14 protein-coding genes and 2 pseudogenes are annotated in these 15,044 nt (G+C 48.1%); all 16 read right to left on the bottom strand.

Going from position 1 to position 15,044, the window contains the following annotated elements:
- Positions 1-153 precede the first annotated feature (153 nt).
- A complete protein-coding gene (locus FD09_RS12450) occupies positions 154-1,596 on the bottom strand; it encodes a BppU family phage baseplate upper protein (RefSeq protein ID WP_162261517.1) in 1,443 nt (480 codons plus the stop codon).
- Complete coding sequence (locus FD09_RS12455) at positions 1,538-1,789, bottom strand: hypothetical protein (protein ID WP_057821887.1); 252 nt, start codon at positions 1,787-1,789, stop codon at positions 1,538-1,540. Before FD09_RS12455 ends, FD09_RS12450 begins: the two co-directional genes overlap by 59 nt.
- A gap of 2 nt (positions 1,790-1,791) precedes the next feature.
- Positions 1,792-1,983: a hypothetical protein gene (locus FD09_RS12460; protein ID WP_057821889.1), complete on the bottom strand. Its 192-nt coding sequence runs from the start codon at positions 1,981-1,983 to the stop codon at positions 1,792-1,794.
- 13 nt (positions 1,984-1,996) lie between these two features.
- Positions 1,997-4,999 carry a phage tail spike protein gene (locus FD09_RS12465; RefSeq protein WP_057821892.1) on the bottom strand — a complete coding sequence of 1,001 codons (3,003 nt, stop codon included), beginning with the start codon at positions 4,997-4,999 and terminating at the stop codon, positions 1,997-1,999.
- Positions 4,996-5,721: a phage tail domain-containing protein gene (locus tag FD09_RS12470; RefSeq protein WP_057821894.1), complete on the bottom strand. Its 726-nt coding sequence runs from the start codon at positions 5,719-5,721 to the stop codon at positions 4,996-4,998. Before FD09_RS12470 ends, FD09_RS12465 begins: the two co-directional genes overlap by 4 nt.
- The gene (locus FD09_RS12475; RefSeq protein ID WP_057821896.1) at positions 5,711-10,576 is read right to left on the bottom strand and encodes a tape measure protein; all 4,866 of its coding nucleotides are present in this window, start codon (positions 10,574-10,576) and stop codon (positions 5,711-5,713) included. The genes FD09_RS12470 and FD09_RS12475 overlap by 11 nt, the downstream gene beginning before the upstream one ends.
- 17 nt (positions 10,577-10,593) lie before the next feature.
- Positions 10,594-11,208 (bottom strand): Gp15 family bacteriophage protein, encoded by a 615-nt coding sequence (locus FD09_RS12480; RefSeq protein WP_057821898.1) that lies wholly within the window; start codon positions 11,206-11,208, stop codon positions 10,594-10,596.
- Positions 11,201-11,641 carry a hypothetical protein gene (locus FD09_RS12485; protein WP_057821900.1) on the bottom strand — a complete coding sequence of 147 codons (441 nt, stop codon included), beginning with the start codon at positions 11,639-11,641 and terminating at the stop codon, positions 11,201-11,203. The genes FD09_RS12480 and FD09_RS12485 overlap by 8 nt, the downstream gene beginning before the upstream one ends.
- A 68-nt stretch (positions 11,642-11,709) precedes the next feature.
- Positions 11,710-11,958, bottom strand: a complete 249-nt coding sequence (locus FD09_RS16035) for an Ig-like domain-containing protein (protein ID WP_268873296.1) — start codon at positions 11,956-11,958, stop codon at positions 11,710-11,712.
- A gap of 2 nt (positions 11,959-11,960) precedes the next feature.
- Entirely contained in the window at positions 11,961-12,449 is a 489-nt protein-coding gene (locus FD09_RS12490) for a phage tail tube protein (RefSeq protein ID WP_235812293.1), read from the bottom strand.
- A gap of 5 nt (positions 12,450-12,454) precedes the next feature.
- Positions 12,455-12,847: a phage tail terminator protein gene (locus FD09_RS12495; protein ID WP_057821902.1), complete on the bottom strand. Its 393-nt coding sequence runs from the start codon at positions 12,845-12,847 to the stop codon at positions 12,455-12,457.
- Complete coding sequence (locus FD09_RS12500; RefSeq protein WP_235812295.1) at positions 12,844-13,203, bottom strand: minor capsid protein; 360 nt, start codon at positions 13,201-13,203, stop codon at positions 12,844-12,846. The genes FD09_RS12495 and FD09_RS12500 overlap by 4 nt, the downstream gene beginning before the upstream one ends.
- Positions 13,204-13,212: 9 nt before the next feature.
- Entirely contained in the window at positions 13,213-13,563 is a 351-nt protein-coding gene (locus FD09_RS12505) for a putative minor capsid protein (protein ID WP_057821905.1), read from the bottom strand.
- Entirely contained in the window at positions 13,556-13,975 is a 420-nt protein-coding gene (locus tag FD09_RS12510) for a hypothetical protein (RefSeq protein ID WP_057821906.1), read from the bottom strand. Before FD09_RS12510 ends, FD09_RS12505 begins: the two co-directional genes overlap by 8 nt.
- A gap of 63 nt (positions 13,976-14,038) precedes the next feature.
- Positions 14,039-14,158 (bottom strand): annotated as a pseudogene (locus FD09_RS17035) (major capsid protein); the annotation flags it as partial.
- A gap of 54 nt (positions 14,159-14,212) precedes the next feature.
- Positions 14,213-15,031, bottom strand: a pseudogene (locus FD09_RS17140) (N4-gp56 family major capsid protein); the annotation flags it as partial.
- Positions 15,032-15,044: the final 13 nt, after the last annotated feature.

Consider the following 15,044-nt stretch of genomic DNA (forward strand, 5'->3'; position numbering starts at 1 on the left):
CACCGTTCGGTGCAGTCCACTGCCAAATTTGTATTGGGGTTGCTAAAAAGGTTAATGACCTATAAACACATTGGCCACCATACCAAGCGCTGGCAATCTTCTTGCCACCAAAATAAAGTGACTGTAACTTTTTACCACCGTAGTAAATTGGCATTAGCTCGCCTCCGGCACAAGATAGAGAACAGTGGGGCTTGTCGCAGAATTACTAGATGCTGTTGTCTCATTAGCAACAGGCACAATCTTGGCATCTAAAGCGGCCTGAACCTGAGTTGCGGTTTGGTAGGTTGCTGCGGCATCTGTTGACTTTAAGTAAGGCGTTAGGTCTGGCGTGGTGCCATCTTTTCCAGCTGGGCCAGTTGCACCTTTTAGTGATGCTAAATAGTCGGCTTCTGTACCTGTGTTGCCAGCGTCCAGCCATACTTGATAAGCAGATTCACCAGCAGGGCCAGCAGGACCAGTAGCACCAGTATTGCCAGTATCGCCTTTCGTGCCAGGTGCGCCAGTTGCACCCTTGATGTTAATTATTTCATCGCCAAAAGATGCTGTGCCTCCACCAGTTAATGCATCACCTGTGTTAGTGGATTGGGTGATTTGATAAACATTTCCGGTCTTGTCAATTACGGCGTCTCCAACTTGGGGAACATTATCTGTTTTTGTTTCTGGTGATAAATCTGACCAGTAAAAATTTATTTGGTTTGCACCACGGTCAAAATTGTACAGCCATACATTCAAACCATTTTTACCATCAGCACCAGCAGGGCCTTGTAACTGACCAGCATCATTCCAAGCGTTGTCTTTCCAGATGTATAAATGTCCAGCGACCAGATAAGTATCGCCGGCTGTGTTGCCCGTTGTGGGTAACTTGTCGACAGAATCAGCCGAACCCTTGAGCTGAATACCTGTACCATCTTTGCCAGCGGGACCAACCGGACCACGATATTTTGGATCAGTTGGAATATCAGCAACCAGTGCTTGTGCTGCTTGTGCTGCTTGATTGGCTGTGGTAGCGGCCGTGTTAGCCGATCCCGTTGCCGTGGTAAGCTGCTGCAAACTGTCGGCCATGGTGGACGTTTTCCAATCATCGATTTGCTTGGTGAGATCCTTGACCTTAGCATCAATGATTGTCTGCGCACCATCCCCAATGTTTCCCACTGAGTTGGTAGTATCGATAAGCTTTTTGACGGCTTCACTGATTGCATCAACGGCCTGTGGAAATTGTTCAGTAAATCCCGGCGTGGGGTTAATGTTGACTACGAATGCGCAGGTGCTCACTACGTTGCTGTCCTTGTCCGCCAGTCGCAATCGCATGTCAGTGATCATACCAGATAACGCTACCGCGGCATCTGGTAATGTCACCGTGAGCACACCACCAGTTGCATTGGTGACACTGATACCACCAGTGGCTTGGATTGTTTGATGATTGATTGCTGTGCCGCGCAGTTCTGGAGTTAAACCGGTCAAATCTTTGACAGCACTATTGGCGTCGGCAACATGTAACTCTATGGTTTTGCTATCCCCGACATACGTCCGCACCCAGTCATTGCTGAGCTGGGCTTGGTTGTCCGTCACCACTAGGTTGATTATCTGGTTTGCCATTTTCATCACCACCTACTTTTTGCTGGATTTTGTTCTCAGTCTCTTTAGCAGCCTTATCCTTAAGTTCGTTGTTTTCTGCCGTCAGATTATCAATGATCAGTGCTTGCTGACCAAGTTTGACAGCCATTTGCGCAATAGTCCCAGAAAGTTCCGCCGCCGTAATAGACATTCCCTGTTTCACGTCAACTTGCATATTTACTTATCCTTTCCAAACGGTCCAATAATTTCATCACCGACAAGTGTTAAGCCGTTAATTTTACCGGCCACAATAGTCCCGTCCGCATCAAGCGAAACGGCTGGGATTTCATTTTTAAAATAGCCCAAACCTTTATCGCTAAAACGGAAGCAACCACCGCCGCTGTACAAATCGATTGTATTGATATTCATGTCATCATCCTCCTCAGGCAATGTTTTTCCCGTTCCACACCAGGTGTCCGGCATCGCTGGACAGTGAGCCAGAGCCAAAATAAATGATGCTCCGTCCCTGGCTGATGTCGATACCGGCCAGACCAGTGATTGAACCGTGCACCGTGACGCCTGCCCAAAATGCCGAGGCAGCACCAGCAACCAAGCTTCCTTGGGCCGTTATATTGCCCGATGCATTAAGATCGCCGTGCAAATTAGTGTACCCTGTCACGTCCAGAGTGCCGGTCAAGGTCAACCCGCTCTCGGCCGCAAATGGGCCATGGATACGCGTGGTGCCGGTCACTTCCAGTGTTCCGCTGGTACTAATCCCATAGGCACTACTTATTTCTGTCCGATGGCCGCCCATGCCGTCATCCAGACTGATGTTGCTGGTTCCGGTGATTTGCGCACCCATCAACTTAAGCCCAGTGACTGTCCCAGCAGTGATTGCTTCGGCCACAATTCGACCGTCACTGGTAATAGCCGTGCGCACCAGTCCGCTTGATGAATAATAACCCAAGCCATGGTTGTTTAACCGCATCGAACTTTTATCGTCATTAACTACCCGGAATTCAATCGGCGCTTGCCAATTGGGATAAGCTTGGATAACGGCAGTACCTGGATTTTTAATCCAATCGCTGACATCGGTCACCGTATCGTCGATAGTCTTCATCATCGCTTTAACCGACTCAATAGCGGTATCGTGCATACCCAGCTCTTCCATGATTTTACGGACGGCTGCATCCTGATCGGCGCCTTGCAATTTGAGCGCGTTATGGATCTGGTCAAACAATCCGGTTTGAGTCTTGGTGATTGTGGATGTGGCTTTATCGATTTGTTGCTGCTGGTACTTTTGCAGTTCATGCGTGTAACTAATTGGCGGCTCGCCAATTGTGATCGAGTCGTACCGTTTGGCGACCACATTCCAGATGACCTCAGATACTTCGGCATCTTCAGAAATGTCTAGTTGATCAAACTCAACGGCCACCCGGTCATAAAGGCCGATCTGCGTTAGCCGGGCATAATCACCCGTAAGCTGTGCATAGTTGAGTGTCAGGCTCACCGTGGGATACCCGATCCGGTAATCCGACATATACGCTTGTGCCACTTCTTTGAGCCGGTCCGCGTCTTCGATGTTGTATTGCGACAGGTCCACCGGCAAAACCCGCAGCCGTTCATCGTTGGCGGCTAAATCCGATTTAAGCAATAATTCTGGTAACGTGACTGTCACTTCGGCAACTTCTTCATCCACTTCATCGCCAGCATTAGGACCGACCGGTGTCACGTCCTCGCCGGTGGAAAAACTAAACCACTTACTATCCACCCATTCATTAATCGCCACTTCATACCAGGTGGTTCCGTTATTGTCGGCCTGAGCGGTGATTTTCCAACGGGTACCCGCTTGGAGATATTGACCAGTGGGTGCCACATTGTACGTAGGCTTGGGGTAAATAGGTACTTTGCCTAACGCCTGCGCGGTCTCTTTATTTTTGTCATCGACGGTAGTTGGGGTAACGGTGCCGTTAGAATTGAAGTCGCACACATCATCTGTGATCCATTGATTAGTGGCGATGCGATACCAAGTCTTGCCATCGCCGCCAGTCGCGGCACCGGTAACTTGCCACCGCGTCCCTTTGGCGACATGCCGCTGCACATAACCAGCACCGCCGGGGGCAGTATAAACTGGTGCACCACCGGCATCATCTGTTTTGACCAACACGATACCCCGGGCGGGGACAACCACGAAATTGGTGTTCTTTTCTACGCTAAAATACGTGGAATCGATCCAGCTATTGGTGCCGATGTTGTACCACACATGGTTAACATTGTCCGTCGCCTTGTACCAGATTTTGAAGCGCTCGCCGTTACCCACATATTGACCCGTGGCTTTTTTGTCAGCCCATGGCGAAGTCCAGATGGCAATTGACTTTGGACCGGCATAACTTGTCACAGAGCCCATACCTTGGAAAGGCACTATAAGGCCGTTGCTGTCGGTATTATCCCCAATCGTGATGGTGCCTGCGCCGGACACATTGTTAACGATATAAGCGCCCGATTTGTCGAATTTGAAAAATGTACCGTCCACCCAGTTGTTTGTGCCAATCATGTACCAGGTATTGTCATTGACTGTGTTTTCTGTCGCCGTGCGTGTCACCTTGTAGTAGGCACCGTTTTTGATCGTGCCCACGACCTTGTGGCCTTTGTAAGGACTGTCGTACATTTGGAGGCCGCCGGTGCCGACGTACTGCACAATGCCCGCGCCGTCGTAGCTTGTGCTGGTATCTTTGGCGTCTGCACTGCTGGGCGTGTACGTAGCAAATGGCATGATGGCTGTGTAAGTCTGGTCAATCGCTTCGTCCTGCTCGATGGTCTGAATATTCCGACCGTATTTAACGACCATGTGGGTGTCTCTACCGCCATGCTGTAACAATTTTAGATTGTAGTTGTCAGCCACCCATTCGCCGCTGTAGAGCGCCTGCATTGAGTTTGTCTGATCACCAGCCTTGTCAGCACCTATGAGGATATCCAACACATTCTGCGTATCTTTGTACGTCCAGCTGATGTTGGCCACCTTGCTGATGTCACTACTAAAGTTTAGGGCGGGTATCGGGTCTGCCAAAGCACTGGCAATTGCATTAAAAGAATCTGCCGGGCTGGCATTGGGCATGGATATGTCTTTGCTGATAACGTCATAAGCGAGATCACCCCATATTTGGTTTGCCTCAATAGTGACTTCGTTGTTGGCCTTCGTCACGTGAGTAATGCGAAACTTTTGTCGTAACAGGTCTGGCCCACAATCGGTTAGGATTACGCGTCCCTTTTGCAGTTCATTTGCCAGTGGGTCTTCTGGATTGTAGGTTAAGGTAAGTGTCGCAACTGCATTGGCGTCTCGTGTTACTGTACCTGTCAAGATACCAGTTAAATATCCTAATCCTAGGGTGGATGTGTCATCACTCGCACGTTGGTACAAAATAGGAAAACGTAAATACTCAGTCAAGCAAGACACCTCCAATTCGGGCGATATTCAAATAATGAATACTCGCCGGTTAGTTTCACTGTATTGTCTCCTGGCATCAATGATGGAAAGCCGTTATTTGGAAAAACTGCTAATCCAGCCCGACTGTCATTCAAATCTTTGTAAACCAATGATCGTTCAGAATCAATGTAAACTTCGTCGTCAATACCATTGAGCTTGTAATCATCACCATTCAACGTCAGAACCATGTTGCCTTTGCCCTGAATATGCCAGAGCGGCTGCGCAGACCATCGCTCCAAGTTTGTTGGCGTATCAGGTACCGGCTGCCAGTCTTGACCACCTAACCGTTTAAGATATGGCTTACAATCGAATGTGATGGTAACGGTCGCTTGATGGTTATTGGTAACCACCATCGATGGTGCCGCCGCCACATGTGCTTCCCATTCGTATCCTGGTATCAAATCACTAATCAATGGTACATAGTCGTTGCCAGCAACCCAATTGGTGATTGCCCGGCCGATCCGTTGAAAGCTTGGCGAATTGTCATTTCGAATAATTGTGAATGCGATCGGTTGGCTGATATTCTTATATCGCAGATTGTCCTGGACAATGTCTCCATTGACCCCAGGAACGGAAACCGACGTCACGTCTGCTTCTGGATGAATCAGCTCTAATGGATAATTGATATGCATCAGAAATTCATCTGAAGTTCTGCCCCGATACTGAATAATGTTATAAGCCACTGAGATGCAATCCTCCTTTCTTCAAAGCTAAACCAAGCACCTGCCGAATGTTGTTCTGTTGCTGCTTGATAAGTGCCTTACCGTCAATGTTCACGGTACTGTCTACCGTATAAGGTGATGTGGCCACAGCTGTCAGCAAATCGACAACGGTATCCATCTGCTTGCTGATCTGTGCAGAATTATTCTGACCACCGTTTCCATTGGTAATGTAGTTTGCAGCCTGTCCTGCCGCCATTAACGCTGTGGCGCTGCTGCCAGAAACAGACACAGAAGCTTGAGCTTGACTCTTCCCCTGGAGTGCCTTGGCAAAAATGCTATCAGAATGTGTTTCCGCACGTTCCGTAATCGCCGCCGCCAATAAATCATCAGCATTGTCCTTGGTGATATTGATGGCATACTCTGTTCCGTCTTCGCCGATAACTGCAGGTGTTTCCTTGGTAAAACGGCCGCCCATCCCCATTCGGGGTGCACCGATAGGGCCGTCATGTTTCCAGTCCCATTTGTACATGCCGCCCCATGAAGGATAGGTGACGTAACCGATGGAGTTTTGCCAGTCAGAGTTGTTGAAGAAATGGACAAAGTTATCCAAAACACTGTTCCGGTTGTTATGCCCAGGAACGTTGTAATACGCCCAAGTTGATGGGATATACTGCAATAGTCCTACAGATGCCATGCCAGCCTTCGCATTACTATCAGTTAGGTTGGCCGCCCCGGAGTTGCCGCCGGACTCGCTCATGGCAACGTTGGCTAACTGCTTGATAAATTGGTCAGATGGACTGACCCCCATGATCTTGGCAGCTTGGCGGGCAATTGCTTCCAACTCAGGCAATGACTTCAACGGGCCATTACCACCCTCCCCTTCAGATTGTTTCTTTTTAAACAAAGAGGAAAACTTATCTAAAAAAGCGTCTTTAACTTGATTGACAGTGCCAGTAGCCATTTGGTTCATAGAATTCCATTTCTGACTCGTCTTCCATTTGTTGATACCCAGCTTATCTGAAATCCATTTCCATGCACCAGATGCTCCACCTGCAATAAACTTACCGATGTCACCCACTGTATTTTTAATCCACTTCGTGGCGTCACCAACAACATCGGCAATTGTTCCCCATACCCCACTGGCATGGTGTGGCAAGCCACCAATCATGTTCATGAATTGTTCAGACTGTGCGTGTGGAAGAATTGATGTTCCGGCTTGTAAATACGAGAGTTCCTGTCCGTTGATTCCTACCGGGTAAATCCCATATTTTGGATGGTAAGCTAATTCATATCCCTCTTCACCCACAACTGCCACTTCGTCTTTACTCAAACCGTTTACACCACGCGCGTAACCCTTAGGATACCAATGGTGAATACTCGTTGGTTTTCCGGTCATCCACTTAAATATTCCATCAACAAAGTCAATTACACTGTTAAACATGTGTGCAAACCCAGCTGTAAACTTATCCCAGCCGGACAACACATCACCAGTCTCGGTATCGACTGCTCCTTTATGTTCGCCAGCCTGTTTTGTTGCTTCATTGACAACTTCTTTGTGCTGATTTTTTGCATGGCTAACGGTCTTATCGCGCTGATCCTTAGCCGCAGTGACTGTATCGTCGCGTTGCTTCTTGGCGTTGGCGACAATATCTTGATATTGCTGTTTTGAGATCGTGTGGTTTTGGTAATATTCTTTATCAGCGGCATCTGTGGTCGCCTTATATTTTTTATCCGCAGCATCTTTGACTTCTTTATAGGTCTTATTAGCCGCGTTAATGACAGCATCAGTCTGTTTTGCCGATGTTGAAATGACTCTCTTCAACTCAGCCTGTGACAATTTCTGTTTGGACTCGGACAAGTCTTGCAAGAGGTCCTTTTCCTTGCCCGCATTCACTTTCAGATTTTGATAAGTATCTGCATCTGCCTGGTCCTGGAGGCTCTTCATGTTCTTCAAGTGCGTTTTTTGAGACTTTTCCAGATCCTTCTGTTCATCAGACTTGGCCTTGGCCCGCGCCTTCGCGACCTTTTTAGCGGTAACCTCATCAAATTCAGCTAACTCAGCCTGTGTGGCACCATTCTTAACTAGCGCAGCGCGTTGCTTAGCACGGTCTTTTTCCACCTTATTAGCAGCATCAGTCTTAGTCTTTTCATACTTGGCCGTGATCGCGGCTTGTTCTTTGTAGTAGCGTTCGGACTCCTTTTGCATGTTGGCGTAAGCACCCTTCATGTTCTTAGCCCGCTTTGCGTCGTTGTCTTTTTCTTTGGCTAAAGCCTTATCCGCCTCTTTTTGGGTCATGTAGCCTTCGCTGACTAATCGATCCAAATCTTTCTTTGACTTGGATTCTTTGGACTTATAATAGGCATCCACGTCCTTGCCCATCTTGGCATAGGTCTTCGCCATGTCGGCTTGCAGCTTATCGGCTTGTTTGCCAGTAGCTGTGCTGAGCAGGATCATATCGCCATTAATCTTGTTCATATCGCCTTGATAAGATTTAACGAACGACTTCATGCCACCCTTAAGTTTATCGGTGGCTTTAGATACACCATCGTTCAATTTAGGATGGAAAGCCGACTCCACACCGTTCTGGATATTCTTACCAATTTTTTTGCCGACAGAAGAGCCAGCGGCAGCACCCACAGCGGCACCCAAGCCAGCACCAACGGCTGTGCCAACTGGGCCAGCAAAAGTACCGACTACGGCACCAGTCGCTGCACCACCGGCCCAGGCTCCGAGACTAGACCCTGCAGCCTTGCCGACGTTACCGCCGATCGTCTTATGGGTTGATCCCAAAATATCCCCAACGGACGACAGTAATGTGATGGCCGTGCCAATGCCTGCCAATCCCTTGGCTGCGCCAGCAGCTTTTGATAACTTGGAAGCAGTGTTACCGACTGTGCCCAAGTCTTCCATTATGTCGCCGCCGGCGGCTACAGTCTGAGTACCGGCTGTAATACCCTTAGTACGTGTGAATAGTCTTTTGGCCCAGTTGAATAGTCCTTTATTGCTGCCAGTGGTTTCTGCCACTGTTTCTGCAGCCTGAGGTATGTCAGCACCTTTTTTTGCCGCACCTCCAATGCTCGGGAGACTGATGCCACCGCCACCACCAAACATTTTCTGGACGATACCCAATTCCATGAGCGACTTACGGGCAGCATTAACGGTCTTGATCCAACTGGTTATTTTATTGATGGCAAAAAACGCCAACCAGATTTTGGTCAGATTCTGAATCTCTGTCTTGTGCGCGACAAGTTTATCCATTACAGATTTGATGGTCTCTAGCGGTCCCTGCGCCTTTGAACTATTCTCATTGACAAGACCGAACGCCTTAGCCAAGCCCATGAACATCTCATAGCCCACTGACCAGACCGTCCCACCAATAATCTTGGACAATTCGAATGCATCGCCCGTGATTCCTTTAATCGAACCGGCGTGATCACTTAAAAAATCAAACGTGGTTTTGATACCGTTGTTCACTTTTTGAATCAGCCCATCAAGATTATCCATGATGGATGAAGCAGCGCCTTTGCCGTTGCCCATGTATGCGCCAATTGTCCGATTCAAGCCGTCACTGAATGTTTGACCAACAGTTTTAAACTCATTCTTGGTATTGGCAGATGAAACCCATTCAGTCATGGCACCAACAATTGGATTGGCAGCGTGCGTTAATGGGTCGCTGATCGCACTCAACAGCACGGGCATTTGAGACTTAATGGTCCGTGTCATACCAGGGATTGTCTTGCCGAAGTTCGCAGTGGCTGAGCTGTACTGCTTGGCGGTGTCCTGCAACACCTTCTCCATTGTTTCGCTGCTGATCTTGCCCGCGGACATCATATCGTTCATCTGGGCCATGCTGAGCTTGCTGTTATGCGTTATTTGTTGCTCAGTCTTCAACAGATTGGTACGAAGAACCGGGAATGTGTTGACGAACGACATCATATCCTGGGCGCCGACCTTGCCGTTGGCCATCATCTGGGCAAACTGCGTCCCAAAGTTCATGACAGCGTCATCCGTCTGACCAAAGGCATCTTGCAGCGTCAGTACAGACTTGGTGAGGGTCTCTGTACTATCAGCACTGTGGTTAATTGCATAAAACTTTTGATTCAGGCCGTCGACCATATCAGTAGCGTTGTTCGCCGCAATAGCCATTTGGTTGGTCATATCGACCATTTTCTGCCCTTCCTGAGCATTGCCTGTTAGGGTTGTCCAGGTGGCATTCATTGTCTCTTGGGCCAATGAGTATGATTTGGCCTGCTCAATCGCACCGCCAATGGCATTCTTCACTGCAGAAAACGCGTTTTGAAGGCCATTGCTGACCATATTGCCAATCATGGTGCCTTTGACAATCTCACCCAAATGACTGACGTGTCCGGCCGTGTCATCGGCTTCACTTTTAATGTGACGTAACGGTGCGGAAGCTTCATCATTGGCCTTGACGGTGGTTTCTTTGCGTTCCGGGATACTTTGCTGAGCCCGCTTAACCTCTTTAAGCGGTTGAGTCGCCCTATCGTTCACCTTGACTTCGGACTGAACTTCCTTGGGTAGCGACTTAATCAACTTCTGGAAGTCAATCGCTTTTCCATCTTCAACCTTCGTCAGCAAGTCCACGCGCCGCTCTTTAGGCAACTGCTTCAAAATGGCGTCAAAGTTCTTAATACCGGCATCCTTGGCCTCAGCAATCAATTCGGTCTTGACCTCTTTGGGAAAGCTTGCCAGTGTTCGTTTGGCTTTGTCAGTATTCTCTTTTATGGATTCATCCATCTTATCGCCGGCCTGATCACCGAAGTCTTTCAAAATATTATCGGCCTGTTGTGTGTCGCTGATGAGTTTGTCTTTGCCTTCAAGAGCCACTTCAATCGAAATCGTACCGTCTGCCATCGTTTAACCTCCTTCCACTACTTTTTGATTGCGCTCGCTGCCCAAGCCGCAAAGAAATCGGCTGCATCTGCAGAATGCTTGGCATTACGATATTTATCCAAAACATAGTAGTTCTGCAGATTGACCAGATTAGTGAGTTCTTGGCCCTCTAAACCAGTCCGTGCCCGCCGCCGAATATCAACGATCCGCATAAAGTAAGTAGAACTCGGCAAGCCGTCTAACATGGCACAAAACTTGTGCCAATGCAGCTTGCCGAGTTCTTCTTCTAAATCGATCCCATAATATGCGCGAATGCTTGACCAGATTGCCGGTGCGTCCTGACTGTACGAAAAGTAATCCATTGGTGCTTCACCGGGAATCTGAATGTTTCCATCGTCCTCAGACGTATCGTGATATGGCTGCTGACCAATATAGCGATTGATCCATTCCAATGCCTTAAGCCGATCGGCCGGGCCTACACTGTCTGCATTAATAAACATATGCCAGCCCAGGACCCCTTTTTCAGCGTCGGTTTTATCTTGTCGGTCAAGCAAGTCGTACCACCGCAACACATTATCAAAGGCCAGATTCACTCGATAAATACGGCCTTTACAGGCCCACTGCCAAGCTAATGGTTTTGTGAGACTAATCATTGTCCTCGTTCCCATCAAATGCTGGGTATTCAGCGGTCTCGGCGTCCTTAATGGCCTTGTCAGCTGCGCGCTTGACCAATCCAAGAACGAACATCAAACCATTGGTACTCTGATTCAGGTCATTGTATAGCTGATTGGCCTTATTTTCACCAATTGTTTGGTCGAAGAATTCCATGATGATTTCGTGCTGCTTCGCCAGGGCGCCACGTACATATTCCAGCTGTTGTTCGACAGGCTTGTGGTCAATGTCAGCAGTTTTGCTGCCATTCTTCTCTTCATCAGTCAACTGATTAGCATAGGCGTTAGCCTTGACCCAAGTGTCGTTCAATGCTTGCTGCATCTTGTCTGAGAATTCAAACGTGTATGTTTTGCCCTTGTATGTCAAATCCTGTTTGGTTGCGAGTACATCATCAAGATTGATCACATTGCTCATAATTTTCTCCAATCTAGCCGCCCGGCTATGCCGTACTGTCCTATTTCGAAGGCGACATGAAATCATTATTACGCAGTTACAGTCACGGACGAGGTGGCGCTCTTACCGTTATCGTTCGTTGTTACGGTAATAGTGGCAGAGCCGGCAGACACACCGGTTACAACGCCACTTGGGCTGACAGTAGCAACTGATGTGTTGCTAGATGCATAACTAACAGACTTGTCCGTCGCATCTTCGGGACTGACTGTAGCCGTTAATGCTGTGGTTGCTCCCACTTTTACGCTCGCTGTTGCCGGTGTCAGAGATACCCCAGACACCGTTACGGTTTTGGGACCGCAGGGGTATAAACGGGCTTGCCGTTAAATGCCAAAGTGAAGGACATTGTCTGCTTGGCACCTGGAGCGCCGCCAGAAGTAACAATGTTGCTGATAGTAACCTGGCCAACAACAGTAGAACCATCAGCTTGTGTCCAACGTGCTAAAGTCTTGAGATCGTCACCAAGATCAAGCAAGTGACTTGCAATATAGTCCTGAGCTGGGTCACCTTCCAACCGGTGGCCTGTGTAAGCCAGTTGGAGACGTTTGCCAGTGACGTCAGTGGATCCATAACCTTCGCCATTGTAATAGACATCATTCGCCGTTGTTTCGTTCAAGGTCGGCGTAAAGTTATTGATGCCGGCTGCCAATGGTGCAAAGGTTGCATTGGTAATATCAGTCGGATCCTTGGACCCCTTGGTATCGATTTCGAACTTGTTCTTGAAGTTAAGTGTAAATTCGCCGACTTTTGCCGGAATTACGTTATCTGCCACAAAAATCACTCCTTATATTTGTTTGATGTAACGTTCAACGCAACATCTAGGGTGTATACAAAAAAGCCACGTGAATCAGCTTGTGTAATGCTGGGTTCAGACGTGGTTTCAATCGTTTCAAAACGAAAATCATCAGATGGAAGTTCTTTCAAGTGCTTAACAAAATCGGAGACTGACCACATAATCGCATTACCTAATTGCTGATCAATCGTGCGGATAGCGACTTCGTAATATAGCCGGGTCTCTTGATTGCCGGCAAAGTCCTCATCAATCACTGATCCGTTTTTGGTCGGATAGATTGACAGAGTTTCATCTGCTGAAAGGAAGCCCACGCTAACTTTTTGGGGCATATCTGGCATGGCGTTGATTGCATCAGCTAGCTCTTTCAGGGCATTCATAAATCCAGCCCCCTCAGATAAGCATCGCGGATCCGTTTCATTTTTTGACCGTTTGCCTGAATCATTTTGTCCCATTGAGGACCTGTTCCCTCAGTCGTGTAGTGCTTAAAAGTTACTTTGGTGCCGTCTTTTTTTGTGTACCCACCGTTAAACTGAGCTGCCGCATAAACACTGCTGAACTCTACGGCGGATCCGTCAGGGGTAGAAGTGCCTCGGAGATCGCCATGCAGTCTAGGTACAACACCAGTGTTGTAGTCATCCAGCTCTTGTGCCAACTGACTGGCAGCAGCCACAAGGGCTTTTTTTTGAGCTTCTGAGCCAATCTTTTTCATCAAATCTACATCTGTGTGCACCATAATACCCACTTACAACACCTCCAATTCGTATCCCCATGTTGACATTCCAGATGCATCTTTTAACACGTTGACGGCCGTTATGGTGTATTTTTTGTCATCAAAGCTCGCCATCCCTTGAAGCCAGCTATCATCAAGAGCCGGTATTTCGAGATTGGCAAAGCATCGGATATAAATCACTGCATTAGCCACAATTTGACGATCGTTGTTCGTACCAGAATAAACGGCTCCTCGATCAATTCGAACATGATCCATGGCCACTGGTGCACCATACACGGGTTTCTGCCAATCATCATGGCCAACCACCTTGGTAAGAACGACAGCGTCGTTATAAGCTACCAGCACACCAAAACCATCAAACATACGGAACGCCTCGATAAAGCAGACCGGTTCCACTCAGTGCAGCCAGTGCATCGATACTGACCACTGACGGGCTTCGACTGTTTACACCGCTCTGACTGTTTGCCCAGGCTTTAGTAACCGTGGTACGCCCAATCGTATCCGTCTCGCTAATTGGTTGACGGATAGCTTCTTCTGTAGACGTAATACCAGAATCAAGCATGTAAGCAATTTGGCGGATAACTGCTCGCTTGAACTTACTTACACGAAGTGGCCACGGGTCAGCATTGATGTCGTTGATTTGATAGAAATCGCGTGTCTGGTCATCCAAGTACTGACTTGCCAACTCGGTGATCTGGTCAAAGTTGGCAGGCAGACTAGGCTCTGCCACGTGCATAGCATCCATGAATTCCTGCTTAGTAACGTACTGAGTCATGTCATCACCTCACAAAGCCGCCGGGGTTTTCCTATTGTTAATTTAGATGGCGACTAGTATTGACTATTTAGCTGGAACTAACGCTAAAAGATCAGCCTTTGCTGTCTTTCCAGTGAAATCGATGCTGTGGGCAGTTAACCAAGCCTTGATTTCATCAACGGTCTGAGCATCAGTCGGCTTAACGCTGCCGTTTGGATCAAATCCGTCTGATACTACTGGAGGATTAACAACAAGTGCCTTGGTGTCGTCCTTAAGCCAAACTCCATAGTATTCATCAACGTTGATTTTTGTTGTCTTGTGGTCAATATCACGCGCGGTTTCAACTTGCACCCCACGTTTCATGTTAATGCCTAAAGCACCAGCCTTAACAGCCAAATAAGTACCAACTGGAATCTTGCGGGAGGTAGCAAGTTGCCAGCCGAAGATTTCACCAAGTACACCGCTTGTCAGAACCTGATCGCCAAGTTCGGAAGCTCGAGTGTAGTCAGAAGCCGCAGCCTTACGGAGCTTGTTGTAGTCCTTCAAGTTCATGTAAAACACGCCACGTACTGGTGAAGATCCTTCGGTGTTGAACTCGCTGGTATCGTCTTCGAAAGTTGCCTCGATCGCGTCGATCAAATCAAGATCAGGGGCCGCATGAGTCAGTGTCAGACGAGCATTAAGCAATGCTGTGACACAATCGTTATCGACCTTAGAACCAATGGCCATGGACAGCTGGTTGGCAGCTTCCGTCTTGGGATCGCCAAGGCCAACCTCAACAGCGAAGTCAGAGATTTCTACCCCTTTACCAGCTCGCTTGATTGTCGAAGTGGTTTTGCCACTTTGCATTTTGGAATAGTCAATGCTATCGCCCTCAGCAAAATCAACAGCATCGCCGATATACTTCCAGTGCGGAACCGTAATAGTGTCACCGGGAACACCTACAAGAGTGTTATCAACCGTTGCAAGAGGCGAGAAAGTAATTGCCTTAGGAAGCCGTGCCGCGATCATCTGAGCCATAACCTCAGGAATAATCATTGCGGACTTGTCAGTCGTTTGTGCATTTGGAAAAGCCATTTAAATCATCCTT

The sequence above is a fragment of the Schleiferilactobacillus perolens DSM 12744 genome (assembly GCF_001435585.1).
Classification (GTDB): Bacteria; Bacillota; Bacilli; order Lactobacillales; family Lactobacillaceae; genus Schleiferilactobacillus; species Schleiferilactobacillus perolens.